The 23455-nt window shown below is 60.8% G+C and carries 31 protein-coding genes and 2 pseudogenes; 3 read left to right on the top strand and 30 right to left on the bottom strand.

The genetic code is table 11. The features are described from left to right. Positions 1 to 12 precede the first annotated feature (12 nt). Positions 13 to 261 carry a hypothetical protein gene (locus NLX68_RS13355; RefSeq protein WP_254284383.1) on the top strand — a complete coding sequence of 83 codons (249 nt, stop codon included), beginning with the start codon at positions 13 to 15 and terminating at the stop codon, positions 259 to 261. Between the two features lie 107 nt (positions 262 to 368). Here NLX68_RS13355 and NLX68_RS13350 read toward each other — a convergent pair whose 3' ends face one another. The 22 genes and pseudogenes from NLX68_RS13350 to NLX68_RS13245 all read right to left on the bottom strand — a co-directional run bounded on the left by NLX68_RS13350 (position 369) and on the right by NLX68_RS13245 (position 17585). Then, the gene (locus NLX68_RS13350) at positions 369 to 1124 is read right to left on the bottom strand and encodes a C40 family peptidase (protein ID WP_254284382.1); all 756 of its coding nucleotides are present in this window, start codon (positions 1122 to 1124) and stop codon (positions 369 to 371) included. Positions 1125 to 1126: 2 nt separating this feature from the next. After that, positions 1127 to 1876, bottom strand: coding sequence for a phage minor tail protein L (locus tag NLX68_RS13345; RefSeq protein WP_254284381.1), 750 nt, complete (start codon positions 1874 to 1876; stop codon positions 1127 to 1129). A 9-nt stretch (positions 1877 to 1885) separates the two neighbouring features. Beyond that, entirely contained in the window at positions 1886 to 2224 is a 339-nt protein-coding gene (locus NLX68_RS13340; protein ID WP_254284380.1) for a phage tail protein, read from the bottom strand. Further along, the gene (locus tag NLX68_RS13335) at positions 2224 to 5601 is read right to left on the bottom strand and encodes a phage tail tape measure protein (RefSeq protein WP_254284379.1); all 3378 of its coding nucleotides are present in this window, start codon (positions 5599 to 5601) and stop codon (positions 2224 to 2226) included. The genes NLX68_RS13340 and NLX68_RS13335 overlap by 1 nt, the downstream gene beginning before the upstream one ends. Before the next feature lie 3 nt (positions 5602 to 5604). Beyond that, complete coding sequence (locus tag NLX68_RS13330) at positions 5605 to 5862, bottom strand: DUF1799 domain-containing protein (protein WP_254284378.1); 258 nt, start codon at positions 5860 to 5862, stop codon at positions 5605 to 5607. Between the two features lie 56 nt (positions 5863 to 5918). Further along, complete coding sequence (locus NLX68_RS13325) at positions 5919 to 6302, bottom strand: phage tail assembly chaperone (RefSeq protein WP_254284377.1); 384 nt, start codon at positions 6300 to 6302, stop codon at positions 5919 to 5921. 9 nt (positions 6303 to 6311) lie between these two features. Next, positions 6312 to 6971 carry a phage tail protein gene (locus NLX68_RS13320; protein ID WP_254284376.1) on the bottom strand — a complete coding sequence of 220 codons (660 nt, stop codon included), beginning with the start codon at positions 6969 to 6971 and terminating at the stop codon, positions 6312 to 6314. 39 nt (positions 6972 to 7010) lie between these two features. After that, positions 7011 to 7439: a phage tail terminator-like protein gene (locus NLX68_RS13315; protein WP_254284375.1), complete on the bottom strand. Its 429-nt coding sequence runs from the start codon at positions 7437 to 7439 to the stop codon at positions 7011 to 7013. Next, complete coding sequence (locus NLX68_RS13310; protein WP_254284374.1) at positions 7436 to 8110, bottom strand: hypothetical protein; 675 nt, start codon at positions 8108 to 8110, stop codon at positions 7436 to 7438. Before NLX68_RS13310 ends, NLX68_RS13315 begins: the two co-directional genes overlap by 4 nt. Before the next feature lie 2 nt (positions 8111 to 8112). Then, a complete protein-coding gene (locus tag NLX68_RS13305; protein WP_254284373.1) occupies positions 8113 to 8505 on the bottom strand; it encodes a hypothetical protein in 393 nt (130 codons plus the stop codon). Positions 8506 to 8507: 2 nt separating this feature from the next. Further along, complete coding sequence (locus tag NLX68_RS13300; protein ID WP_254284372.1) at positions 8508 to 8885, bottom strand: hypothetical protein; 378 nt, start codon at positions 8883 to 8885, stop codon at positions 8508 to 8510. A gap of 3 nt (positions 8886 to 8888) precedes the next feature. Continuing rightward, a complete protein-coding gene (locus NLX68_RS13295; protein WP_254284371.1) occupies positions 8889 to 9323 on the bottom strand; it encodes a HeH/LEM domain-containing protein in 435 nt (144 codons plus the stop codon). A gap of 47 nt (positions 9324 to 9370) precedes the next feature. Next, complete coding sequence (locus NLX68_RS13290) at positions 9371 to 10348, bottom strand: major capsid protein (protein ID WP_254284370.1); 978 nt, start codon at positions 10346 to 10348, stop codon at positions 9371 to 9373. Positions 10349 to 10351: 3 nt separating this feature from the next. Next, the gene (locus NLX68_RS13285) at positions 10352 to 11125 is read right to left on the bottom strand and encodes a hypothetical protein (protein WP_254284369.1); all 774 of its coding nucleotides are present in this window, start codon (positions 11123 to 11125) and stop codon (positions 10352 to 10354) included. A gap of 74 nt (positions 11126 to 11199) precedes the next feature. Beyond that, positions 11200 to 11661 carry a hypothetical protein gene (locus NLX68_RS13280; protein ID WP_254284368.1) on the bottom strand — a complete coding sequence of 154 codons (462 nt, stop codon included), beginning with the start codon at positions 11659 to 11661 and terminating at the stop codon, positions 11200 to 11202. 33 nt (positions 11662 to 11694) lie between these two features. Next, positions 11695 to 12786, bottom strand: coding sequence for a minor capsid protein (locus NLX68_RS13275; protein ID WP_254284367.1), 1092 nt, complete (start codon positions 12784 to 12786; stop codon positions 11695 to 11697). After that, positions 12713 to 14113 carry a DUF4055 domain-containing protein gene (locus tag NLX68_RS13270; protein WP_254284366.1) on the bottom strand — a complete coding sequence of 467 codons (1401 nt, stop codon included), beginning with the start codon at positions 14111 to 14113 and terminating at the stop codon, positions 12713 to 12715. The genes NLX68_RS13275 and NLX68_RS13270 overlap by 74 nt, the downstream gene beginning before the upstream one ends. A gap of 53 nt (positions 14114 to 14166) precedes the next feature. Further along, complete coding sequence (locus NLX68_RS13265) at positions 14167 to 15657, bottom strand: terminase (protein WP_254284365.1); 1491 nt, start codon at positions 15655 to 15657, stop codon at positions 14167 to 14169. Positions 15658 to 15660: 3 nt separating this feature from the next. After that, a complete protein-coding gene (locus tag NLX68_RS13260) occupies positions 15661 to 16260 on the bottom strand; it encodes a hypothetical protein (protein ID WP_254284364.1) in 600 nt (199 codons plus the stop codon). 511 nt (positions 16261 to 16771) lie between these two features. After that, positions 16772 to 16912 (bottom strand): annotated as a pseudogene (locus tag NLX68_RS13255) (proteasome subunit beta); the annotation flags it as partial. After that, entirely contained in the window at positions 16909 to 17124 is a 216-nt protein-coding gene (locus NLX68_RS13250) for a hypothetical protein (RefSeq protein WP_254284363.1), read from the bottom strand. The pseudogene NLX68_RS13255 and the gene NLX68_RS13250, both read right to left, overlap by 4 nt. Positions 17125 to 17177: 53 nt before the next feature. Beyond that, on the bottom strand, positions 17178 to 17585 hold the full coding sequence (locus NLX68_RS13245) for a hypothetical protein (protein ID WP_254284362.1): 408 nt from the start codon (positions 17583 to 17585) through the stop codon (positions 17178 to 17180). 199 nt (positions 17586 to 17784) lie between these two features. Between NLX68_RS13245 and NLX68_RS13240 the strand changes: the two genes are divergently transcribed. Then, complete coding sequence (locus tag NLX68_RS13240) at positions 17785 to 17967, top strand: type II toxin-antitoxin system HicA family toxin (RefSeq protein WP_254284413.1); 183 nt, start codon at positions 17785 to 17787, stop codon at positions 17965 to 17967. Between the two features lie 67 nt (positions 17968 to 18034). After that, positions 18035 to 18445, top strand: a pseudogene (locus NLX68_RS13235) (type II toxin-antitoxin system HicB family antitoxin); the annotation flags it as partial. Positions 18446 to 18882: 437 nt separating this feature from the next. Here the strand turns inward: NLX68_RS13235 and NLX68_RS13230 are convergent. The 8 genes from NLX68_RS13230 to NLX68_RS13195 form a co-directional block, all read right to left on the bottom strand. Further along, positions 18883 to 19122, bottom strand: coding sequence for a hypothetical protein (locus NLX68_RS13230; RefSeq protein ID WP_254284361.1), 240 nt, complete (start codon positions 19120 to 19122; stop codon positions 18883 to 18885). Between the two features lie 160 nt (positions 19123 to 19282). Continuing rightward, positions 19283 to 19873 (bottom strand): hypothetical protein, encoded by a 591-nt coding sequence (locus NLX68_RS13225; protein ID WP_254284360.1) that lies wholly within the window; start codon positions 19871 to 19873, stop codon positions 19283 to 19285. A gap of 136 nt (positions 19874 to 20009) precedes the next feature. Further along, positions 20010 to 20276 (bottom strand): hypothetical protein, encoded by a 267-nt coding sequence (locus NLX68_RS13220; protein ID WP_254284359.1) that lies wholly within the window; start codon positions 20274 to 20276, stop codon positions 20010 to 20012. Then, a complete protein-coding gene (locus NLX68_RS13215; protein WP_254284358.1) occupies positions 20273 to 20869 on the bottom strand; it encodes a recombination protein NinG in 597 nt (198 codons plus the stop codon). Before NLX68_RS13215 ends, NLX68_RS13220 begins: the two co-directional genes overlap by 4 nt. After that, a complete protein-coding gene (locus NLX68_RS13210; RefSeq protein WP_254284357.1) occupies positions 20866 to 21312 on the bottom strand; it encodes a recombination protein NinB in 447 nt (148 codons plus the stop codon). Before NLX68_RS13210 ends, NLX68_RS13215 begins: the two co-directional genes overlap by 4 nt. Then, positions 21305 to 21697 carry a hypothetical protein gene (locus tag NLX68_RS13205; RefSeq protein ID WP_254284356.1) on the bottom strand — a complete coding sequence of 131 codons (393 nt, stop codon included), beginning with the start codon at positions 21695 to 21697 and terminating at the stop codon, positions 21305 to 21307. Before NLX68_RS13205 ends, NLX68_RS13210 begins: the two co-directional genes overlap by 8 nt. Then, positions 21697 to 22491, bottom strand: coding sequence for a hypothetical protein (locus NLX68_RS13200; protein ID WP_254284355.1), 795 nt, complete (start codon positions 22489 to 22491; stop codon positions 21697 to 21699). Before NLX68_RS13200 ends, NLX68_RS13205 begins: the two co-directional genes overlap by 1 nt. Next, positions 22478 to 23455: a phage replication protein gene (locus NLX68_RS13195; protein ID WP_254284354.1), complete on the bottom strand. Its 978-nt coding sequence runs from the start codon at positions 23453 to 23455 to the stop codon at positions 22478 to 22480. The genes NLX68_RS13200 and NLX68_RS13195 overlap by 14 nt, the downstream gene beginning before the upstream one ends.

The following is a 23455-nucleotide window of genomic DNA, read 5'->3' as shown; positions in this document are numbered from 1 at the left end:
TAGGAGGTCAATGTGAGCAAAACCGGACTTTCATCGTTTGAAGCAGGCGTTATATCGGCGCTTGGTGCCATTTCGCTTTACCTGCGCTCCCGCCCCGACTACGACCAAGCGGAACTGGCCAAATATGTGGACTTTTTCAAGAACACTCGCCAGCCAGATGCCGAGTCTGCCGCCTTCAACCTGCCACTGGATGCTGTTGGTGGTGATTTGAGCAACGTTCAGGAGGCGGTCAAAAACGGCGTGGGTGCTACTCCACGCTAAGTTGAGGGCGCGCATTGTCACGTATCACAGCGCCGACAATGCGCACTTTTCCTTCTTTGGTTACTTCGAACGGTTGCTTCATAGCTCTCTCCGACGGCACAGCCGCTTCACTTCGCGTCCCGATGACGCAACACAAGGCGTGTCCTGGCAAGCCATGGCCCGCCGAACACGATGATTTCTGATGGTCTGCCGTACAGGTGGTGCAGCAGGAATGGGCCCTGGCCGAACACCTGAACCTGCTCGTCAGGCAGTCCCGGGTCGGCACCCAGGTAGATCCCGGCATGGTTCGGGTGCTCCGTGCGCCCCACCTCCATGACGATCATGTCGCCGCGCTGCGGGCGGTCGACCTGGTAGAAGCCTGCCGCCTCATAGGCCTGCTCGTACAGGCTGGGCCCGGCGGCCTGCTCCCACCAACCGTCTTCCCGGGCGTAGGCTGGAAACTCCAACCCCCACTCCCGCCGATACCAGTCCGCGCAGGCCTGCCAGCAATCCCAGGCACCGTGCACAAATGGCCGGCCCAGCAGCGGCGTGCTGCCGCACGGTGTGATGGTGCGCAGATCGCCCTCAGGCCAGGACAGGATGTGCCAGGGCAACGCCGTGGCCTCGCACATGGCCAGGTCACGCGGCGATGGCCGACTGGTGGCGTCCGGGTGCGAGTGCACGATGCCGATCACCTGGCCCTGGTCTTCCGCTGCAGCGTATTCCTCCGGTTCAATCCGGAACTCTTCGCCCGGGTCGCTCGCAGTGTTGGTGCACGGCACGTAGATATGCTTGCGGCCTACAGCCAGGATCAGGCCGCAACACTCGCGCGGGTACTCTGCCGCGGCGTGCGCTTGCACGGCAGCCAGGATGTGTTTGCGCATGGTCAGCTCCGTGCAATGAGAGAAACACCGGGGAATCCCACGAACGGCAGTTCGTTCTCTGCGCCCCAGCGCGCTTCGCAGCCTGTTCCAAGGCAACCACTACACACATCCTTGACCGGATCGTCGGTAGGGTTACCCTCTTCATCGAAGTAGGGCCCGGTGTAGCCGCAGACGGGACCGCGATAGCCGCCGGTCATTGCCTCATGGCAAAGCGTTGTCATCTGGCGTCCGATCGTCTCGCCGCCAACATCCCCCGGGCTTGCCAGCTCCCAGGCCACCATAGTGCCGTTCTCGCTGATCTTCTGGTCGATGTACCAGACCTCGATCGCCTCCTCAGTGGGGTCAGCGTCGGGGTTGCCGCCGGGGAAATTCGCGGCGTCCAAATACCGGCCCAGTGTTTGCCGGATGGTGAGCTTGAACTCAACGAGGTTTTCGAAGGCGAGGCAAAGCGCGGTAATGCGACCGTTGACGTTACCGACAGACAGAGTCGGACGTACCGCTGTGCCATCCGAGTTGGCTTCGATGCCTTCGATCTGCATCGGCCAGGCGCCATACTCGTTGCCCTGCCACCAGATTGGCTTAGCTGGCAGTTGGTCAGCGTCGGCGCCAGCAGACATCAACTCTTCAGGAGAGTGTGGGATCGCATGCCCATGAAAGCGGAGGATGTCAGCACCGAAGTCCGAACCGTCCAGTTCGAACAGCAGCACTTCACTGCCAGGCGCAAGCGTCTGGATATCGCTAATGAGAGACATGGTGATTTCCTACGGGTGAAAAGACCGCACGAATGTGGCGGTGATCTTGAAGACCCCGCCGCCGACAGGGATGGGAGCTGGGTCACTGCATGTGAAAAGGCCCAATTGCCCCATGGGCGTCGTCCAAAGGAATGCCTTCGCGCCGGCATGCCGGTCAAAGAAAGCCATGACTGCCAATGCCTTCTGCTTGGGTCCGGTGAAGGTTACCGGGTAGGAGTCTTCCTTGTTGTTTGGTCCATCGCCGACGGTTTGCTTGTACCCACCGCCGAATCGAGACTCCCTTACCCGATATTTGATCTCGGGCTTCTCTCCGCGCTCAGTCACCCAGTTGAAAGTCTCGATTGCCATCAGCGCCTCACGTTTGTATTTCGATAGCTGATGCCACCAGGGCGCCAGGACTCAGCCACAGCGCGCTCAGCAGCGGTCTTCATCTGTTTTTGCATGTTCTGCTGCAGCAGCTCCTGATCCAGCTCCATGCCTTCACCGCTGCGATCTGGAACAACGACGCTCACCGGTGCATTGATCTGGATTGACGACCCGCCACCCGCTCCTGCTGCTGCAGCGGATACCGGACCGGCCCCTAACGGTGTGATCGTGCCGCCCTCAGCGCCCATCATCAGGTAGGTCTTCCCTCCCTGATTCAGCAGCTCCGGGCCCAGCTCGTTGACCTGGTAGAGCGAGTTCGCCGCTACTGGGCCGCCAGCGGCACGTCTACCAGTGACGAAGTTGTCCATGATCTCTGGGCTGTAATCCGCTGCACTGGAACCCGGCGTGGTCGACGCACTGCCGCCGCTGAACCAAGCGCCCAGCGCGCTGCCGGCAATGCTCGACAGCAGCCCTGAGGCAGCCTGTCGGGTGGCAATCCGCGCCATGTCCGCCAGGATCGACTTGGTGAAGTCTGCGAACGAGAACTTGCCGGATATGGCGAAGTTCGCGACGGCGTCTTCCATCGAGCTGAAGGCGTTAGTGAACAGGCTCTTGGTTTGCCCGGCGACATCTCGGGCCGACTCCAGGTAGTTCTGGAAGGCCGACGATGCGCCACTGCGCCAATTCCCTTGGGCATCTGAGATCTTGGCGTAGTTGTCGACCACGGTGTCTCGGTACTTGTCCTCGGCCTTGCCCAGGATAGCCAAGTCACGCTCGTAGTCATTCTGGCTGTACTTGTCCGGAGCTGTGCGGCGACGGTCTAGCAGCTTGGCGCGCTCATCGTTGAAACGATCAGTGGCCCCATCTAGGTCACGCTGCAGTCCGGCTTGGCGATCACCAAGTCCAAGAGAACTTGCAGCCCTGGTACCGGAAGTCGATAGTGCGGCACGTTGGCGCTCCAGCTGATCGACGTAGGCCTGAGTGGCTGCCTTCTGTCGTTTCAGCCGGCCCTCCTCGTTCGTGGCCAGTACGGCCAGCTCCGAATCAGCGTCCTTCTGCGCCTTGACCATGTTGGCCCGGGCATCAGCGATCTTCTGGTCCAACTGGACCCGCTGGGCGGCCGAGGTGCCGGCCTTGCCTTTGGCAGCTTCAAGCGCCGCGATCTCCGCCTGGTAGGCGTTGCTCACCTCGCCTTTCTGCTGCTCGATGATGGCCGCGCGTTGGGCTGCGTACGACTCCTGGGAGATGATGCCAGCCTTCTGGGCTGCATCCAGTTCCTTCTGAGCGTTTTTGTACTCGCTGACAATCCCCGCCAGGTTGTTCTTGGTTCCGTTGAAACCGGTCAGGTCAACTGGAGTGCCTGCAGCTTTCGGATCCTTGAACTTCGCGTTGATGTTGGAGATGTTTTTGTCGATCGCCGCCTGGTTGAGCCGGGAGTCGTTCGGATTCTCCTTGCGGATATCGTCGAGCTGCTTCTTGTACTCCTTTAAGGCGTCCGTGCGTTTCTGCTCGTTGGTCCAGGAGGACTTGGTGAGAGCATCGACCTTTTCCATCGCTGTGACGGCGGCCTGCTGGGACTTTCTCCGCTCGCCAACATATTTTGTCTGCCGTTTTTCGATCTCGATGTACATTTCGAGCAAATCGAGCTGCTTTTGATCCTCGGCAGTATTTCGGGTCTCAATCCCCATGGCAGCGGCGCGCCCTCCACGCCCCTGGTTCGTCTGCAGCCGCTGACGAATCACCTCCGCCTGCTGCTCCAAGGTCTGAGCCCGGCCGACACTTAGTGTGGCGTCGAGAGCCTCAGCAGCCGCACTCTTGATCCCTTTCCAGGCGCTTTCGATCAAGCCGAGGTTCTCGGTGACTTCGCCGCTTCTGGTCCTGATGGTGTCGGCGTAGGTGTCAGTCAGCAGCTTGGCCGCGCCGATAGTGTCGCCCTGGTCCTTCAACGCCACGATTTGCGAGTAGACCGACGCCGTCAGGAAGTTGTACTGGTCGTTCAGCTCTTTGGCGGCTGCGACCGGGTCCTTGGCGATCTTGGCGAACTCGGCAACCGTTTCATCGATGGAGCGGCCAGTGGCCTTTTCCATACTGAGCGCTGCTTCAGTGATCGCTTCGAAGCTGCCGCTGGCGATCTTGCCGCTACCGGCGAGCTTGGCAAGCACTTCAGCTGCAGCACCGGTAGTGCCGATGGTGGCGCTGACCTGCTGAGCCATGGACGCCAACTGCCCAGCGCTGGTGCCCGCGGCGTTGCCAGTGAAGATGATCGCCTTGTTGTACTCGTCGGCCTCCTGGCTGCCCTTGTAGTAGGCCAAGGCCAGCGCACCGGCTGCAGCTGCAGCCACAGTGAACGGGTTGACCAGGCCCAGTACATAGCCGCCCAGGGCCTTCGCCGCCGGCGCGATGCCGCCGAACATATCCTTGAGCTGCCCACCCTGTTGCAAGGCAACCATCATGATCGGCTGACCAGCGACGATCGACGTGAAAATATCAGTGAACTGAGCCGGCACACCTCGCAGCGCTGCAGCGGTAGCCTTTGCAGTCATGCCAGTGCTGCTCAGTGCAGCATCTGCACCGCCCAGAGCTGCCCTCGCCTGGTCAACCTTCCCCTTGTACTCAGCGAAAGTCTCAGGGTCGAGGGCGCCGCTGGCTTTGAACCCCTGCAGCTTCTGCTCCATCTGATCCAGACGGCTCATGGCTGCGACCGTAGGGTCGATTTTACCGAGCAGGTCGTCGAGAGCCTGGCCCTGATCGCGCTGGGCGGCGGTTGCGGTCTTGGCGGATCCAGCCAGGCGCTCTTCTGTCGCCAACAAAGCTTGTGCACGGGTGTTGATGGCGGCCTGCCGGCTGGCGTTATCCGACAGCACGGCATTCGCCTGGCTGGTAACTTCGGCGGTTTGAGCGGTTGCACGGTTCAGCGATTGAACGTACTCACTCGCCTCCAGCGAAGCTCGTGCCATGGTCACCAGCCGTGCCTGCTGCTCATCAGCAGTTTCGGCAGCACGGCGGCTGGCCTGGGCCCCGGCGTCCGTGGCAGTGGTCAACGCAGCCTGCGCTTGCCCGGCCTGCTCAGCCCCGGCTTTGAATGCAGTCATGCTCGCCGCGGCGGTGGTCACGGCACGGCCGACCGTGATCATCTGCTGTGCCAGCTCAGCCTGCTTGGCGTTGAGAGCCTGCAGCTCCTGAACAATCTGCCGGGTATCACCCTGCATCCCGCTCAGCGCTGACTCCCAGGCGCGCCCGGTCTTGCCCGCCGATTCCTCGCTACGCTTGCCAGCGTCTGCCAGCTTGTCGAGGTCGCTTGCAGCCTCGACAGCATCGCCGGAATCAACCTTGATCCCAAGTTCGGCAATGGTGGTCATGATCTACTCCACGGATTCGGCCATGACGGCCAAGGCCTCGGCCTCCATTACACGGAGATCGGGAAAAATATCGGGAAGGTCGCGGCGTTTGATGCCAAGCATCGAGGCGGTGAGCGGGATGATCGAGTAGTCCAGGCCTGAAGCACCGCCTATGCCCGTCCGCCACTGGGTGGACATCGCTTCGAGCAGGCGGAAGGCTGGCCAGGCGTCCGGCCAGACCTCTACCTCTTCCTCATCGATGTCGTCTGGCGTAAGCCCCAAGGCCGCTAGCTGCTCGGCGGATGGGCCACGCTCATAGCAGGCGCGGGCCGCCGCCCTCAGTTTCCCAGGCGTGCCGGGTTGTAGGCGTTCTGGAAGGCGTCGATGACAGCTTTTGGCGCACCAGTGCAGGTGCGCACCAGATTGAGGATGGCGTCGTCGCTGAACTTGTCGTCGAGATCCCAGCCAACCACGATGTCCTTCAGCTGCTCTGCCTGAAGCTCGATCTCGGCGGTGGTGGCGTCCTTCCAGCTGACACCCTCTTCCTTCGCCTTCTCCGCCCAGGCGTCACGCGCCTTGTTCCACCGATCGAACATCTCGGACAGCGCGATACGGTCCAGGTAACGGAACTCGAACCCAACCTCCACCGGATCGGAGCCCACCCGTGGAAGCTGCACAGCTGCGCCGAACGTTGGGTTCTGCGCGATTTTGATCTTTGCCATGGGATCTCCTTACGCGCCAGCCAGGTAACGAAGCGAACGAGCAGACAGACCGACGCTGATGGTTCGGGTCATGACGTTGTTCCGCTCCATGGTCGGATCAGGGGTGATGCTGACGTAGCCCGGGTACAGGATCTGGTCACCGTTGCGTAGCTTCATACGGATCACCGCGAGCTCTTTGGAGGTGTCGTAACCCTCAACAGCCTGCACGTAAGGCGCAGTAGGCTGGTCTTCCACCACGATCGACAAGGTGGTCGGGTTGCGGTTGGTAGGGAACTGCTTGTCGTCGTCATCTTCCAGATAGCCGACGGTCGCATACTGCTGCTCACCACCGGCCGAGTTGAACGACGTGACCTTCGAGATCTGAACCCAGTCGGAAACCGGGTACACGGAACCCACGCCCGCGCCTGCGGTGAATTTTTCTACGTCGCTGGTATCGAGACCAGCCATAGAGAACGCGTCATCGGCGACGTTTGAGGCCTTAACGGCGCGGTCGCTGATGAGTGCCCAGCCGGAGTTGATCAGCAGTACGTCGCCGTTCTGGATAGTGTGACCGGCAGCGGTCGCCACCGGCGGCTTTGCGTTGGTGAGTGCCGTGAACGCTACGGCGGCGCCAATGACTCTGGCGATCTCGAGCGTAGCTCCGTTCGGCAGCGGGAAGCGTGCGGCCATGGTGTATTTCCTCATTGATGCCCGCCGGGCGGCGGTTAGTTATGCCCCAGCGGGCGGTTGGTCTGCGACACCCTGGTAGGTGAAGCTGGCCGGGACCGTGTAGGTCGCCGGCTCGGTGATGGTGGGCCCCTGCTCCAGCGGCTCGACGATCAAGCCTTCGAAGCCGCTGCGGCTGAGTTCGGTGTCGACGCGGAACAGCGTGCTGAGCTCGTCGACCAGGGCATCGGCAGTAGCCAGGGCCTGGCCTGCCGGGCAGACGATGCTGATCTGGTAGATACCCCGGTACTCATAGGCCTCGGCAGCCAAGTAGCGGGTCGTGGTGCTGGCCGGCAGCAGGAAGGCCCGGAGGTAGGTTTCGTCCGGAGCGGCCTCGAAGTCTTCCTCCATGTGCGCGACCCGGATCGGGCGCGCAGCTGCCCAAGCCGCCAGCTTGATCTCAATCGCCTGGCGGGCGCGTGCGTGGCTCATACCTGGTTTTTCCTGATCTGCTCTTCGACAATTCGTTGAAACTTTTCTAGGGTCACCCGAACCATGCCGTGAGGCGCCTGGGTACTGTGGCCATACTCGAGCGGGATTGCGTATTTCAAGTTGTTCACGATGTAAGCCGTCTGGCCTATGGTCAGGGCCTGCACCTGGGCCAGCAGGTCAGCGATCGCCTGATTGCCCGATGGGTCGATGCGATCAAGCTCACCGGTAGCCGGCGTATCGATCGAGAACTGCCAGTTGCCGCGGAACCTGCCGCCGACATAGCCCTGGCCCGCCACCAGGCCGTTCACGGCGAAGTTCTGCTCGCGCTCGGTCTTGGTCAGGGGTTTGGCGTACTTCACACCCTTGCGCAGCTTGCCTGCCTTGGTGAAGTTGTCCTGATTGAGATTGATGATTGTGTTCCGGATCGCCACTCTGTAGTCGTAGTCATCAGCGGCCCGGACATTGGACTCTTGGTGCGCTACGTTGGCCGCCCAGATCTCTGGATTGCCGACTGGCGACATTGTGATGACGCTGGTGCCGACCTCAATCACGATTCCTTGAAAAGTGGCATCCAGAGCCTGCTGCGCCTGCTCTGCGAATGATCGAATGCTCTCGGCGAATCCGCCCTCCAGCCCGCCATATCGCTGCGTCATGTGTGAACCGCGTGGCATGGTCACTTCCTCAACTGAATGGTCCAGGTAGCCCGAGCAGGGTCTTCAGACACGTTGAGTGCTCGATAGCCGCTAACTTGGTCGCCAGTTTTGGGCGCCGCAGGGGTTTCGCTAACCTCCCCACCCTGCTCTTCGAACAGCTCGTTCTGCAGCACAAGCAGCTTCACGTCCTCAGTCTGGATACGTGATCCATCAATTTCCTTGGCCAAGTAGCTGCCGAACACCCCGCGACCGGTGTAGCGAATGGTCGTGGCAGGCGCTGTGCCGCCGATCGCCGGGTCATAACCACCCTTAATGGTGCGGCTGCCAGCTACAGGCTTCACTGCGTCGGCCAGGCCGTCGGGATCGCTAAACGCCTCGGCCAGCTCCGCCTGAATCTCTTCGCGCATGCCCATGGTCAAATCCTCTTGAGCATGAGGGTCCCGGAACGACGCATCCAGGGCGCAATCAGGTCCAATGCGAAGTTCTCAGCCGCGGACAACTCGACTGAGCCCTCGGCGTAGGTCTTGCTGGTTGAGGTGCCAGCCTGAGCTGACACGGTCTTGCTCAGCACCTCTTTGCCTGTGTTCTTGTAGAGCTTGTTCTCGGCAGCCAGCTTGGCCACCTGTGCACCGGCGGACACGATCGCGTCCGGCACCGGGTCTGGCACCGTCCGCCTGATCTTGGCCGTGAGCCAGGCATTGGCCATGGCTACGGCAAGAACCGCATCACCGGAGCCCGCCCAACCCGGCCCAAGCTTCTGGTCGACGTCAGGGACGGTGATGAAGTCGGTCATGGCTTATTCCTTCGGGATCAGGGCCTGCAGGTCGGGCTTGTTGAGGGCGGCGTCGAAGGTGATGCCCTGGGCCGTCAGCCACTCCTTCAGCTGCGGGACCTTCATTTTGTGCGGATCGGTCTCGTCGTCGCCGCCCTCTACCTCAATCGCTTTGTCGATCTCGGCTTGGCTGCTCACAGAGGCATAGCCAGCCGGCGGGTAAGCAGAAGCCTTGTAGCCCTCCGCTACCCACTGGGCGATGGTCGGGCCGTCCAGCCGTAGGCCTTCTTCGATCTCGCTGACGCTGATGCCTTGTCGCTGGTACGCCTCGCCGATATGAGGGGCATCGCCCTGCACAGAAACCGAGGTGGCGCCGTCGATGACGCCAAAGAACTGATCCAGGCGGCGATAGCAGGTGCCGCGCTCGCTGCCCGGGGAGTTGGTGTAGATGACTTTCATGGTGAGCTCCTGCGCAGGGCGCCATGCCGGCGCCCCACATCATGGGGTCAAGGGGTGGCAGTGCCGCTGATGACAGCGGCGAACGGAACCTGCTTGCGGTCGAACACGCGCTTCCAGTTCGCTGCGGCGGCGTACTGAGCCGCGGTCGGGCTCAGGTTGCGGTTCTCGCTGCCCTGCCAGCTGAAGCCGGCCGGCTGGAGGATGTAGGTCTTGCGCTCCCACAGGACCTCGGCGCCACCACCGTTGCCGCCATCCGGCTTGCGCTGCATCTCGACTGGCATGTGGGGGGTGCCCTCGCCATAGCCGAAAGCACCCTGGCCGAAGAACAGCGACAGGTACTGGCCTGGCGCGTAGGTCAGGGCGTCGTCCATGAATACCGGTTTGCCCAGATAGGTCGCCAGGATGATCTTGCCCTGCGAGTCGCGCAGGTACTCGATCATGTCCTGCTTCACCATCTGGTTCATGACGACCGAGTGCACACCGATGGCGGCGAACATGTCGGCGGCGTCGCCGGCGGTGAAGGCGGCGTCCTGGAAGGCATTGGCGCTAATCGAGGCGCCTGAATCCTTGACCATGTCGCCGCCGTTCTGGGCGATGTTGGCCGCGATGATGCCGCGGCCGGCGCCCATCAGGTAGCGCTGCCACTGGCGGGTCCAGTAGGTGCCGAAGCGGTTGCGGATGTGCTGCATCGGCTCGGAATTGGCCAACTCGGCAGCCAGGTCGGAGACACCGTAGCCTTTGTTGAGGTACAGGGTCCGGGCGCGCATGCTGCCCTGCTCGGCCTTGCCAACTTCCCCCTGGTCATCGGGGTTGTCGTTGGAGATGTTCGGCGCCTCGTCGGCATCCAGGTCCTGCCAGTAGCTGATCTCGGACGTACCCTGTCCGTTCTTGGCGATGTCGTCCAGAGTGGCCGAGCGGGTGATGATGCCCGACTCGAAGACGGCGGTCTTCTCAGGGGAATTCACCGCTTCGAGAGTGCCGTAGTAGTCGGACACGAAGATGTCCGAAAGTTGGGTAGATGCCATGGGTTAGGTTCCTCGGGTGGCTTGGAGTTTTTTGAAAGCGTCGGGGTTGTCACGAGCCATCGCAGCGCGCTCGGTCTCGGTGTACTCGCCCCATTTCTTCGTGGCCTTGCCACCGTTGTCGCCGGTCTGCCCGGCACCCTGAGCCCTTGGCCACAGGTGGGTAGCGGTTTCGCGCAGCGATTCCGCCCATTCGAGAGGAGACAGCGGGGTCTTGCCGTCCTTCCCGTACACGACTTCGCCGGCACGGTCGGTGGCAACGGGCTCGCCGTCTTCGCTCAATTTGAAGGTGCCCCGGGCGCGGAGGATGATGTCCTCGGCAGCCTCGGGCAGCGCGCCGGCCTTGATGGCGGCAGCGCGGATGGAGTCGGCCAGGACCTTGTCGCTGTACTTGGCAGCGAAGGCCTCGGCCTTGTCCGCACGCTCGTTGGCGGCCTTAACCTGCTTGTCCAGGTCGGTGCGCAGGCGCTCGGTGCGGCGACTGATCACTTCGTCCAGCTTGCCCTCGGCGATCAGCTTGGTCTCTTCGTCCTGGCCAACTTTGGCCAGCAGGCCCTTAACCGCTTCGATATCCAGGCCGTCGAACTGGCCTTTCAGCTTGTCCAGCTCGGTCTTGATGGTCTTGTTGGAGCCGATCAGCTCTTGGTTCTTGGACTTGAGGCCCGAGACCTCGCCGTCCAGGTATTTCTGCACCTCGCCGCCGAGCGCTGCCTTGAGCGCCGCAACTTGAGTGTCGTCGAGGGTGAGGCCGTGGGCGGCCGGGTCGAAGTCAAAAGGCATGTGGCTATCCCCTTGGGATTAATTGACCCGCCTTGCGGGCATAAAAAAACCCGCCGAAGCGGGTTTGTCAGAAATTAGCGTAAGGGTATTCGTTGCTCAGTGGGTACAGTGCTATTCAGGCGGCGCAACTGCCCCATCAGATTTCCATGAAGTCCGTTCTGGGTAGCTTTTGCTCGCCTACTGAGCTCAGCAGCAATCAGCTGCCCTGGTCCGTTGTAGATTTCCTCGTAAGAGCCATCTACGAACATTTTGATACCAAGATAGTATTCAGGTACATGTTTGGTAGGGAATGTTAGGTGATTACTAAACGTAGTCTTGATCTGGACAAGACGACCATCTTCAGCAACGGCGTCGTGATGCCTTGTTAGGCCTGGGTTTAACGTCAACCTGTAATGGAGCTGCGCTACTACCTCACCAATGTCTCCAACCAACCGGCCATCTGGAGTAAATGGTTTCTCAGGGAACGCTTCTCTGAGCATCGCTACCGATTGAAACAGAGCATCCAGCGCCGCCTGGAGCTTAACTTGTGCCTCCATGGATCAATCCTCTCCAAATCATGGGAGAGTACCTCAAAGCTCTGCCCGTTCGAATGCTAAAGGCTCTAACTCTTTTAGCTGTTTCAGCGTGAGCGGCTTGAAGTTCTTGTCCAGTTGCAGCGCGGCAAAGCGCTCGGCTGTCAGGCCGCCATCGCGGAATAGCTTTGCGCGGACGGGGCCCAGCGCGGCGTCTTGAAAAGCCGCTGGCTGCGTTTTCAGCCATTGGTAGTAGCCGAGCCCTGCCGATACCTGCGCACCGCCGCCAGCCCCCACAGATGCCCGCGTTGCGCCTTCGGCAAACAGCGCCGACAGCCTGGTTACCGGCACAGTAGTCGAGCGGCAGTTGACGTGCGCCGGCGGCAACGGGCCCTTCCCTACCTCGAACACCCGACCGTCCAGGCTCTTGCAGAGGGTGCTGGTTTTGCGGTCAAGCGTTGACACCCAGCGATAACCCGGGATGACATCGGAGTTCGCCTTGAGCGTCTCCATGCGCGCCGTGGTGGCCACATGCTGGACTGCGGTCTGAACGATCGAGCGAGCGTTGCGGTTGCTTACAGCCAGGACGCCGTCGGTGAAGTTCTGTACCGCGGTACCGCGAATGGCCTGGGTGATCTCAGCGTTGGTCTGACCCTGCGCGACGCCGAGCCGTATGGCGTTCGTTACCCGAGTCGACTCCGTGCGTGTCCAGCCGTTGAGGAAGGATTTCAGCAGCGTGCCGCCGTCAATCCCCGACACCTGCAGCGGCTGCGTGTTGATCGCCGTTCGGATCAGGGCATCGGTCGGCATGATCGCGTCGATCAGCAGCGCTTTGGCCAGGCTCCGGCCTTCGAAGGCCGCCTCATACAGCGCGATGTCCACCAGGTCGGACTGCATGCGGTCGCCGAATGCCTTGTAGATCTCCAGCAGCTTGCCGCCCACCCGCCCCAGGAACTCCTCAAGCCGGCTGCGGCTGTATGTCGTCAGCTCCTTGCGGGTGAGCTGGTCGCGGACGTGGGTATCAGCCCTGCGCAGGTAGGTCTCGAACTTCTTGACCTCGCCAGCCTTGAGTCGCTCAAGCAGTACCGAGTGGCGGCTTACCTGCTCCAGCAGCTTCTCGTCCGCCGTTTGCTCCGGTTTCGTCGCCATCTTCTTTGTCCAGGTTGACGCCGCCCGCGCCGTGGTCGTCGCCGATCAATTCGGCCTCTTCGTCGTAGGGGCGCTCGGGAAGCTTTCCGGTGGTGAGGTACTGCCAGTAAGTCTCGGCGCTGATGGTGCCGGCCATGACACTCTTCTGCAGCTCGGCCAGGACCTGGGCGTTGACCTCTGGGATCACGAACTCAGGCTTGACCGTGAAAACGACCTCATCCGGGTTGTAGCCAGTCCACTCGGCCGCGTAGCGCAGGGCCTGCTCAATCGCAGCGGCCGCGGTGATGACGATGCTGTGCAGCGTGGCGTGCTGGTCGTTCTGGCGCGTCTTGCGCGCTTCGCCGGACTCGGTGCCGGACACGTCCATGACCTTGGCGCCAGCTTCAAGGGCCGCGTTCTTCTGGTCTTCCATTGCCGTGCGGACGGCCTGGATGCCGGCGCCCTGAAACTCGAGGTATCCGCATGATCCGCTAGGGCCGAGGTCCCACGCAGCAGACGGGCCGGTGACGCTGAGCTCCACGCTATCATCCAGGCCGGAGACCCACGGTTGAGGGTGGCTGGTCTGATGTAGCGCGGTGAAGTAGTCGGCGCTGAGCTGATAGGACTTCAACGCGGCCCGCGCCATGGTCAGCAGCGGGATCTCGTCCACGTCCGGTGAGTTGTCAGTCGATCCGCAATAGATGACCGGGATGTACTCCAGACCGCGCACCAGTTGATTGTCGGTACCGACAGTACCCAGAGGACGCGCGTTCTCGACCAACTCGCCGGCCTCGTTACGCACGGCGGTGTAGCAGACCTCGCCTTCCATGTAGAACTCGCGGAAAACCGTCACGCACTCATGGCTGTAACGGTCCTCTGCATCCTTCTTCCTGAACTCACGGAACACCGAGAGGACCAGGTCCTGGCGACCACCCTGATCGGCGGTGTCCCAGTTGATGGCGTTGCGCACCGCGTAGGTGGAGAAATACGGCTGCCCCGCGTCGTCGACGTTGACCACCAGCGGCACCCGGCCATGGGATATGGCCTGGCGCACGATACGCAGGAACAACTGAATCAAGCCGAAGCCGTCGGCGGTAGCATTCTCCTCCAACTGCTTGAGGCCGGCAGGCAGTTTCACCTCAGGAATCAGTCGTGAGACCAGGCCCATCATCGAGCGCAGCGAGTCGCGCACCCAATGCTCGTACTGGGCGCGGTCAGTGTAGTTACGGTAGAGGTATGCGTTACCCGCGCCGTCCAACTTCTCTGCCTCGACCATACCACTCGGCTTTGGCAGATTGCGCGGACTGCGTTTGATAGCGCCCTCGCCCTCAAGGGCATCATCCATCATCCGCCACTCAGCAATGTGAGCGTCGTAGTCTGGGTTGGTTGATTGAACAGGCATTACGCCAAACCTCCGATGCGGCGGACACCGCCTGTGCGTTTACGTCGCGCCATGGCAACGGCGAAATAGCGGAAACCGTCGGCCGGGTGGGATGACCAGTCATGAAGCGGCTTATCCTTCCAGCACCCACGCTTGTCGTCCCACTCCTTGCGGTAGCTCTCAAGGGCGGTAATGCCCTCCTCACACTTGGCTTCATCGAAGGCGCAGTTCGGGAGGATCTCCCGCGCCTGCTCGATGCCTTCATCCACGCCAAGCTTAGGGACCACCTTGAACGTCATGCAGTACTTCTGCCCGTCGATCTCGTAGCCCTCGCGGGCCAGCTCTCGGCGGGTCTTGCCGTCGCTGCCGAACTCGCGGTTGTCGATGTCGTGCGGGCCCCAATGCTCACCGTAGGTGTAGCCGCGATCCTTCAGCACCTTCATGTAGTGCCGCAGGCCTTCGCCGCTGTTCTGGTAGAAGTCGACTACGTGGTATTCCTCGCCAACGATCCGGACAAACCAGATGGCCGTGGAGTCGCCCACGCCGATATCCCAGAACGTGTGCACCGGCAGGTGGCTGTTGTCGGGCAGCTTGCCGATGCGCTGGGCGGCGTACAGCTTGGTGAACTGCTTGGCGTAGTACGCGCCCTCGATCGTCTGCTGGAATGCTTCAGCAGGGATCGACGGGTACTCACGCTTCATGTCATCGCCGAGGGTCTTTTCCTTGGCGCTGTACCAGGCGCGCTGGCCTGGGTTGGTGACGATGCCGTGCTTGGCGGCCAGGTCGTCGAAATACTTTGTCAGGCGGTCCGGGATGGTGACATCAGTCGGATCAAGCCAGTACAGCGGGTTCCGCCACCAGCTGAAGAAGAAGAACTTCCAGTCCAACAGGCCCAGGGGCACGCCGGAGAGCTGCTGCTTCTCGGCTGACTGGCTGTAATCGAAGAAGTACCCCGCCCGGCCCTCGGCAGTCGACTCGATGGTGACGAAGCACTCGGCGGCCACGGCCTCAAACGCACCAGTGACGATCTCACGCGCCTTGTGTGGAAACTTGGCGCAGATCTTCCCGAACTCGGAAACGTGCAGGTAGCGCAGCGTACCGCCCCGGAACGAAGTGGAGACGTAGAGCGATCCGCCCTTGCTGAACACCAGCTCGCCCGCGGCATCGTTGCGTGCCGGGTTGGCCGCCTTGATCTCCTTGGGCAGGTGGTCATAGGCGTACTTCACCTTCTCCCGGAACAGGCGCTTGGCGTCGTTCAAGGTGTGGGCGATCAGCGCGCACTTTGCCGCCTCGAACAGCGCTGCATCCAACTGGACGATGCACACCAGGGTAGTGAACCCGAGTTGCCGCGCCTTCAGGATGATGTTGCGGGTATGCATCCCCTGGAAGTAATCGATCTGCTCCTGCGTCATGCGAAAGCGGACCTTCTTCCCCTGCTTGTCGGTAATGAAGTACAGGTTGTTCAGCCGCCAGAACCGGTCCCGGAGCAGTTTCAGGTGCTCGGGCTTCATGGGTCAGGCTTCCTTCGATAGTTCATCCATCAGCTTGGACAGTTCGTCCGCTTCGTCTGTCTTCTCCTTCTCGTCCAGGCCGAATGCCTGGCGCTCGAGCACCTGGAGGTTCTTCATTGCAGCTGACAGTTGGAACAGGGTCTTGGAGTTACTTGGGAGGGCCACCGCGGCAAGCATCGAGGCGCGGCGCATACCGTTGCTGTCCTCGGCGGTCTCTTCGTCGATTGCCTCCTCAATTTCCTCCCGGCGCTGGATGGTGGTCAGCAGATCATCCATCAGCAGGTTCGCAAGGTTCGTGGCCTTGCGGATGTCGCGGCGGTGGCTGCGAACTACCTGCGCGCCCTCCTCTGCGGCCTCTTCGATGATTTCGGTGTCGAGTTCGCGGTTCGCGCCTTGATCGTTGCGAACCTCACCGCGAACCAGCTTGCTGCGAACCTCTTTACGCACCTGGTCGGAAAGGTCACGCGTCCAGTTCAAGGCCTTGGCCTTCTTCCTGATCGCGGTGTCGCTCACGCCCTGGCGCTCTGCGATGGTTCTGATGGAGAGCGCCCCGGCCCGGTAGGCTCGTTCGATCGCCTCCCAGTCGGGTTGCTTAGTTGTCATCTGGTTTCCTGGCGCTTGAAATGATTGGGTGTTGCCGGTATTGGTGTAGTTTTTCCATTAGGACGTTTATGGAAACTTCAAACATTGGGCACTTCGATAATACCGTCGGCCTTGTCTTTGCCCGCTTGTATCAAGACTTCCCAATCCGGCAGGTCATCGACCCGACGATCTTGGCCCCTCTAGTCAGGCCTAATACGGATGGCTGGGAAGACCGATATCAGCACCATCAGAGAGTTTTCATCGCCACAATGATCTGGCTCATAGAGGCAGGTTACGTATGGGCATCACCCGTTAGGGACGAGAACGCTGGCGTGTTTTTGGAGTGTGTACTTTCGGCCAAAGGGCTAGAAGTGCTCAATACACCGTCAAGCCTCGGCCCATCAATTGGCTCAACCCTGAAAGACGCAGCACTATCAACGTCCAGCGATACAGTGAAGGATCTTGCCAAAGAGGCCCTTACCGCAGGCGCCACACTTGCTTGGGGCTTCGGTAGATCACTCCTAGGCGCCTAGTCGGAAACCGCGCCCGAGCAAATGAGTCTGACCCCGTTGCGCTCTACGCACTTCTCGTAGTCGTCATAGGTGATGGTGTTGCCTCGGGTGATCTGGGAGTCGTAAGCAATTACGCCGTCCTTGTAGGCAATAGTGGTCATGTGTTGTGCCCTTCCAGCGGCTGAGCAAAGGTGAACTTCACACCTTCTTCCGGGTAATAGGTGGAGTAACTGGCGTCCTGGAGGATCACCCCCTCACCCAGTACCTCCACCGCAGCACTGCCATACTTGGCGACCAATGCAGCCTTCAGGTCATCCTCTGACAACGTCAGCTTGATGTTATGGAAGTGGACAAGCGTCTTCTTGATGCTCATGTGGGCTCCAGTTTCGCGCCACGAAACGGCGCACCTTGAATTAGTGGCGCGGGTTACTGATTCGCGCCATTCAGGTTGCGGCGAATCTCAGCCAAGTCCTGAGCAATCTCCCCCAGGTCCTTATCCCGACGCTTCTCAGCCCATTTGAACCAGGCGCGCACCAAGACCCAGGCGGGCAGGCCGCAGACGAAGATCAGGCCGCCGATAGCGATGATCCCCACGTCATCGTTGGCCCAGTTGCCTATCTCCAGCCAGCGGACAATGAAGGCGCCACCGCAGATACTGGAGACAGTGGTACTGATCATGGCGACGACAAACTCACGCACCGTCTTAGGCAAGGTCATAGCCATGACGACAACGGCAGCCAATACAGCTACGAAGCCGAAGGCGCCAAGCTTGTACAGCGCAATCCCACCAGCAGCAGTGAGCGGACCGGGTTCGGACATAGTGGTGACTCTCATAGGCACTCCCGGCGTGAGCCTGGTGGTGGCAGGGATAGATCCGGCCCCAGCAGCACTCCCAGCTCGGAGCAATGGGTGTGGTGGAGCCGAAAACGAAAAAGCCCAGTTCAATGACTGGGCCTGGAATAAATACCACAAAAACGTTGTAACACCACAAATTAGTAGTATACTGGACTCATCCAAACAACGAGGCGAGGTGATGAAGTACAGCGAGTTCAGACGATGGTTGAAGGCCCGAGGGGTGATCTTCGAAGCAGGTAAAGGAAGCCACTTCAAGGTCACCGCCCCAAACGGCAAGCAAACGGTCTTTGCGGACCACGGCTCAAAGGAAATGAAAGAGCCAACCCGCAAAGGAATCATCAAACAGCTGGGGCTTGAATGAGCCCCAGCTCACTCGCATTCATCACCCGCAAACATTCAACAGAGAGCCGCCGAGTGGAGGGCTAGCAATGTTTGATTACCCCGTGACTATTCACGAAGACGAAAACCCAGGTGTCGCTGTTACCTGTGACGACCTGCCAGAGCTCAACAGTGCCGGCGACGATATCGCCGATGCGCTGCGGGAGGCCGTGGACGGGATTGAATCCGCGTTGTCGCTCTACGTGGATCAACGTCGCGCCATTCCTGCCGCGTCCGAGCCAGCACCTGGTCAGCACGTTGTGCGGCTACCAGCGGTGACTGTGGCGAAGATCGTACTGTGGAACGAGATGATGGCCCGCGATATGCGCAAGGCCGATCTGTGCCGTCTGCTGGGCCTGGCCCAGACTCAAGGCGATCGCCTGGTCGACTTCCTGCACACTTCGAAAATGGAGGCAATCGAGAAGGCTCTGGCTGCTCTTGGCAGGCGCCTAGTTGTCACTGCCGAGTCCTACACTAACTACGAAGTCATTTACACCCAAAACGGGGAGCGGAAGTCCTTGTCGCTTTTGTTCAACGATGCTCTTGACCCATGGACTGTGTTGCTTGCGAGACTCAAGCTGGAGACTCCCAAAGACTTAGAATCACCTTCGCCTGAGCAGGTCTGTCGAGCACATGGGATATCCGAAGCTTTTGGAATCGCCAAGTAAGCATCACAGCTCTTTGCGAGGCGCTGAATAGGTATGCGGTCTTTCCCGCCGTCCGCCAAAGACCATCACGACGCTGGCACCCAACTGCACCAGTCTCGCCGATCCGGTCTCGCACCACCCATGAAGCGTACATGGCATGAGTGCGCGGGCTGCCGGTGTTATTCCGTAGCACTGTACTACCGGCTAATCAGTGTCCAGGCCTCCCGAAGGCTGCCCTGGCTGCAGTGAATTCAAATAGCTGGCGAGATCTCCACGTAGTAGGCCTTGCCTACCTCCATCTTCTCGGCAACCTCGGTGACGATACCGGCGCGGAACTCGCCATAAGGCGTGTACTTGCCGTAGATCGCGTCTTCGGTATCGGGATTGCTGGAGTAGACGGCGCCGAGGCGAACAGTGCAGAGCTGGCCCTGGCTGTGCTCATTCGGCGCCACTTCGTGGCAGATCATCTTGCAGCGCATGCGATGCGACATAGCGGTTCCTCTGATGAGAGCAGGTTGGCCTATCAGTCTTTCGCCTGCTGAGAACGAAAAAACCCGGCTCAAGGGCCGGGTTCTTCGGGATTTTTGCCAAAGGCAAAACTATAACAATGGCGAAATCATGCCACTACGCGTGCGGGAACGCAATAGGCCCTCAAGCGGCCTCCTTCATTTCGTACAAAACCGCCCCGATCGGAGACAGCGCCTTCTTGTCGATGTCCTCGCACACCTCGAAGCAGATATCCACGAAAGGCTCCCAATCCCTGGCCCATGCGCACGATGGAAGACTCACGCCGTAGACATCATCGATCCATTTCTTGAACCACTCAGGGCTTGCGAATGGGTCTTCACAGGAAGACTGCCCGCCCTGGTGCATGCGGCGGTACCGGAACATGACACCCTTGGCGACGTACATGCACCGCTCACGCTTGGCAGCAGTCATGCGTGGTGACCGACTCACTGCCAGACTGAAAACCGTTTCCTCGGCCGACTCACGATCATCATCACTGCAGTGCGGCGCGTACATGAAATTGCCGAAGGTTCGCACCTGGTCATGAAGTCGGCCGATAGCGGCTTGCACCTGTCCAGCCAGCGCCTGGTGCACTGCATGGCTCGCGCTGCGCTGCTTGTCAGTGGTCTGCACCATGGCGCCCAGCAGGCCCAGTTGCTCAATGAACGCGCCTTGGCTGTCCCAGGCCGTGTACAGGCAGTCATGCCATGCTTGGCGTGCGCTGTTCAGTTGCATGGGCCGCCCCTCCGCTTGGCCTTTCTCAACAGAAACTCCTCGTAGCTGCGCTTGCGGGCGACTGCGGCACCCCAGGTAAGCACGGCGCCGGATGCCACAAGCATCGCGGCCAGAATGAAAAACGCCCATGCTGGGGTCATGCTGCAGCCCTCCGATTTAGTTGGTGTTCGCATCGCTTGCAGCGGGTCCAGTTTCCAGCCTCAAACATCGGCACCTTCTCCGTGCTAACCGCATCGATCCCACAGAGCGATTCCCAGTAGTAGGCCCGCCCTTGGCTGGTAATGGCGCCGAAGCCCTTGATGCGCGCGAAGTGGTGAGCCTTGCCCCTGATCGGGAACATCGGCTTCAGCCAGCCGCGTTCGGCTGTACTCGCAGGCCCGGTGATCATCACTACCTGGTTCATGCAGCCTCCTTCAGCTGTTTGATCTTTGCCCGGTACTCGGCCTTGATGGCCTTCAGGTCTTCGATGGTGTACTTGCAGGCCTGATGCGGCCCTTCCAGCCAAGCCACCCGGTCGGCTCCAATGCGCTGAACCAGCCGGATGCGGTACTCGACCGCGTTACCGGACAGGTTGCGATTGCACTTCACGCACTGGCGATGCACGTTGAGCGGCTCGAAGCGCAGCTCCGGGCACGCCCCTACGGATCGATAATGGCCGGCGTCCCAGCGGCTGCCGGTGATCAGGTCGTGGTCGCTGGGCAGCGAGTCGCAGCTGATGCACGGTAGGTGCTGGTCGCGCAGGCGGATGTAGGTGTTGAACTCCGCCTGGGCCTCGCGCATGTAGTCGCTGCGGCTCTTGAGCTTCTCCTTGCGGACTTTGATCTCGCGGCGCTTGCGCTGGTCGATGGCCTTTCGGGCTTTGTCGTGATTCGCCGGCGCCAGGGCCAGGGCACACTTCACGCTGCAGGCCTTCTGCGTCGACAACGATGGCCGGAACTTCTCGCCGCAGGCCTTGCAGGTCTTCTGCTTCACTTCCTTGAGGGCAGTTCGTGTCATGCAGCCCTCCCGCGGCGCTCGCCGTAGATCGCCATCATCAGGTCCTCTGGATGCGGTAGGAGCAACTGCAGGCTCTCCGCGCAGTAGGCGTCCAGCAGCTCCAGGTATTGGGTCATCTGCTGGGTGCTGAACTTGCGGGTCTTGGCACGGCCAACGCGGTACCGGGTGCCGTCGGGCAACTCCACCGGGTGGACCTCGGCCGGCCACAGTTTGGCGACCAGGATCTCGTGCCACTCTTCGCTGCTTGCTGCCTGGCCGTAGGAATCGCGCAGGTGCTCCTGGATTAGGCCATTCCACATCCACAGCAGACGGTTCTGGGCATCGCTGCGCTTGTTCCGCACCTCGACGATGGTCAAGCGTCGCGGCTTGGCCAGGTCCAGGCCGGTGAGGTATCCGATCAGGCGAGCACGGTCTTGCTCGGTGCGGAGCATGAGATCAGCCATGGGATGCCTCCTTGGCCATGACCGCATCAAAGCTCTCAACCCGGGTATCGGTCTGCTGGTCGAACTGCGCGTCGGTGAATCCCTGGCGATTTGCTACGCGGCGCACACCGCGATACCGCTCGGCATCCTTGCGCAGCGCCGCAGCCTCTGCCCTGGCATCATTTAGCGCAAATGCCAGCCTCTTCTTGTCAGCGGCGTAGGCGTCGTGCGCTTCGCGGGCAAGACTCAGCTCTGCCAGCAGCTGGAGGGCTACCTCCTCCACGGTGTGCCCCCCAAGGAATCCATCCAGCGCATCAGTGCGCAAATGCAGATCCTGGTCGCCAGCCCTCCAGGCGCCTACCACTGCCCACAGCAGGGGCTGCAGCTTTGATTTGTCGATATTCATCAGAATCGTTCCTTCGATTGCGCTGCGGCGATTGCCTCGCGAGCCTTACGCTTGCGCAAATACGTATTGACCCGATCGGTCTGCGCCTTCTTGCGCTTTTCACGGTCCTGTCGGGCCTTAGCGGCCTCAACGATTGAGCGGACTTCAGCGAGCTTCTCGCGCAGCTTCGGGGATGCCTGGACGGTACTGCCGGTGAGCAGCCCGGCAATGGCTTGGCCGTCGGCGGTAACAGGGGTGATGCGCAGATCGGCCAAGTACTTGGCGCCCGACTCTTGGGTGATCAGTTGCATGCGCACAGCCGATTCGATGGATGTCACTCGACGAACCGGATCGAATCCGAGGGAAACACTCCAGGCAGCTGGTTTCGCTTCAGCCCGCGCCCCGGCAACCATCCGTTCGTAGGCGCTCATGAACGCCATCCGGGCACCGACCTTATCGCCCAGCGCAAGCACCGGTTGCGCCGCAGCCATGGCCTGCTGAATCTCGGCAGTCATCACCACGGTCTCGCTTTCATCGCTGGCGGTCAGGGCAATGGACCACGCCTCATCCTTGCCAGGGCGACCGTCAGCGGCCTGCACTCGCTGCAGGATGTCGGCCATGGCGAGCTTGCCCTTCACTTCCAGCCGACAGGCCTTCAGGGCGGCGCGGACGGTAGCTACTGGGTAAGCGCAGAGGTCCTCAGCCATCATCGCGGCAGTGCCTGGGTTCATTTCCTGCCCCATGGCTTCTGCCGTAGCGCAAATGGCAGCAGCCAGCCCGGCAACCTGGGCATCGTTCATCTCACAGGTACTCATTGCGCTCCCCTGCCTGGCGCTTGGCCAGAACCAGTTGAGCCGCCTGTTCAGCTGCGGACAGGTTCGCCTCAGTGCGCTCCATCTGGCGCGCGGTGGTCCCGTTGACGCGCTGACCGGTCATCCATTGGGTGTGGTAGCTCTCAGCATTCACCAGCAGTTCGTTGAGGCTGTGGCACTTGCGCAGAACCGCCGCGTCGCTGGTTTTCAGGTAGTGGGCGGCGACGTGGTGGGCGACGTCAGCACCGAGGCGGTCTACCAGTTGGCCGAGCTGGCCACCGACCTTGGCGTTCCACACCGGCCAGGTGCTGTAGCGCTTGCGGTAGGCCATGGCGTAGTTCGCCCAGACCTTAAAGGTTTTGCAGGCCTGGTCTTTGGGGCCCGGCATGTCGGCCGGGATCTCAACCCGGGGGGCATCGGTGCGATCAACAACCAGCACCAAGCCGCGGGACTGGTTCGGCTTGTCCGAGCCGTCCTGCAAGCTGTGACTGGTACCCTGATTGGTATCCTGATTACTGGTATCCTGATTTGTCGGAGATTTTTCCGACCCTGGCACGGATTTTTTTCCGACCTTGCTCGGAGATTTTTCCGAGGTAGATCGGATTTTTTTCCGACCCTTGGTTTGTGGTGGGGTCGGATATTTTTCCGACCCATCCTGCTTCTTGTTCCACTCAGCTGCCTTGTCGGTCAGGCGGAAAAGGGTGATGTTCGAAGTGCTGGAAAGCTCGATCAAACCGGCTTCTTCCAAGGCCTTAAGCATCCGATAGGCCGTGTCGGGCTTGTCGGTCAGCAAAGGCAACTCTTCCACGATCTTGGCCTTGCTCAGTGCAAAGAAGATCCCGTCATCAGTCTTCAACGCTTTTGCCCAGCTCGGGCAGCCGTAGACGAACGCGAACAGCAGCGCTTGCTGGGAGTTCAAACCCCACTCAAGAGCCTTCGCCTGGTTGATCGTCACGGTAAATTGCAT

It is taken from the genome of Pseudomonas sp. SBB6 (assembly GCF_024213215.1).
Classification (GTDB): Bacteria; Pseudomonadota; Gammaproteobacteria; order Pseudomonadales; family Pseudomonadaceae; genus Aquipseudomonas; species Aquipseudomonas donghuensis.
This window is presented reverse-complemented; position numbering and strand designations above follow the sequence as displayed.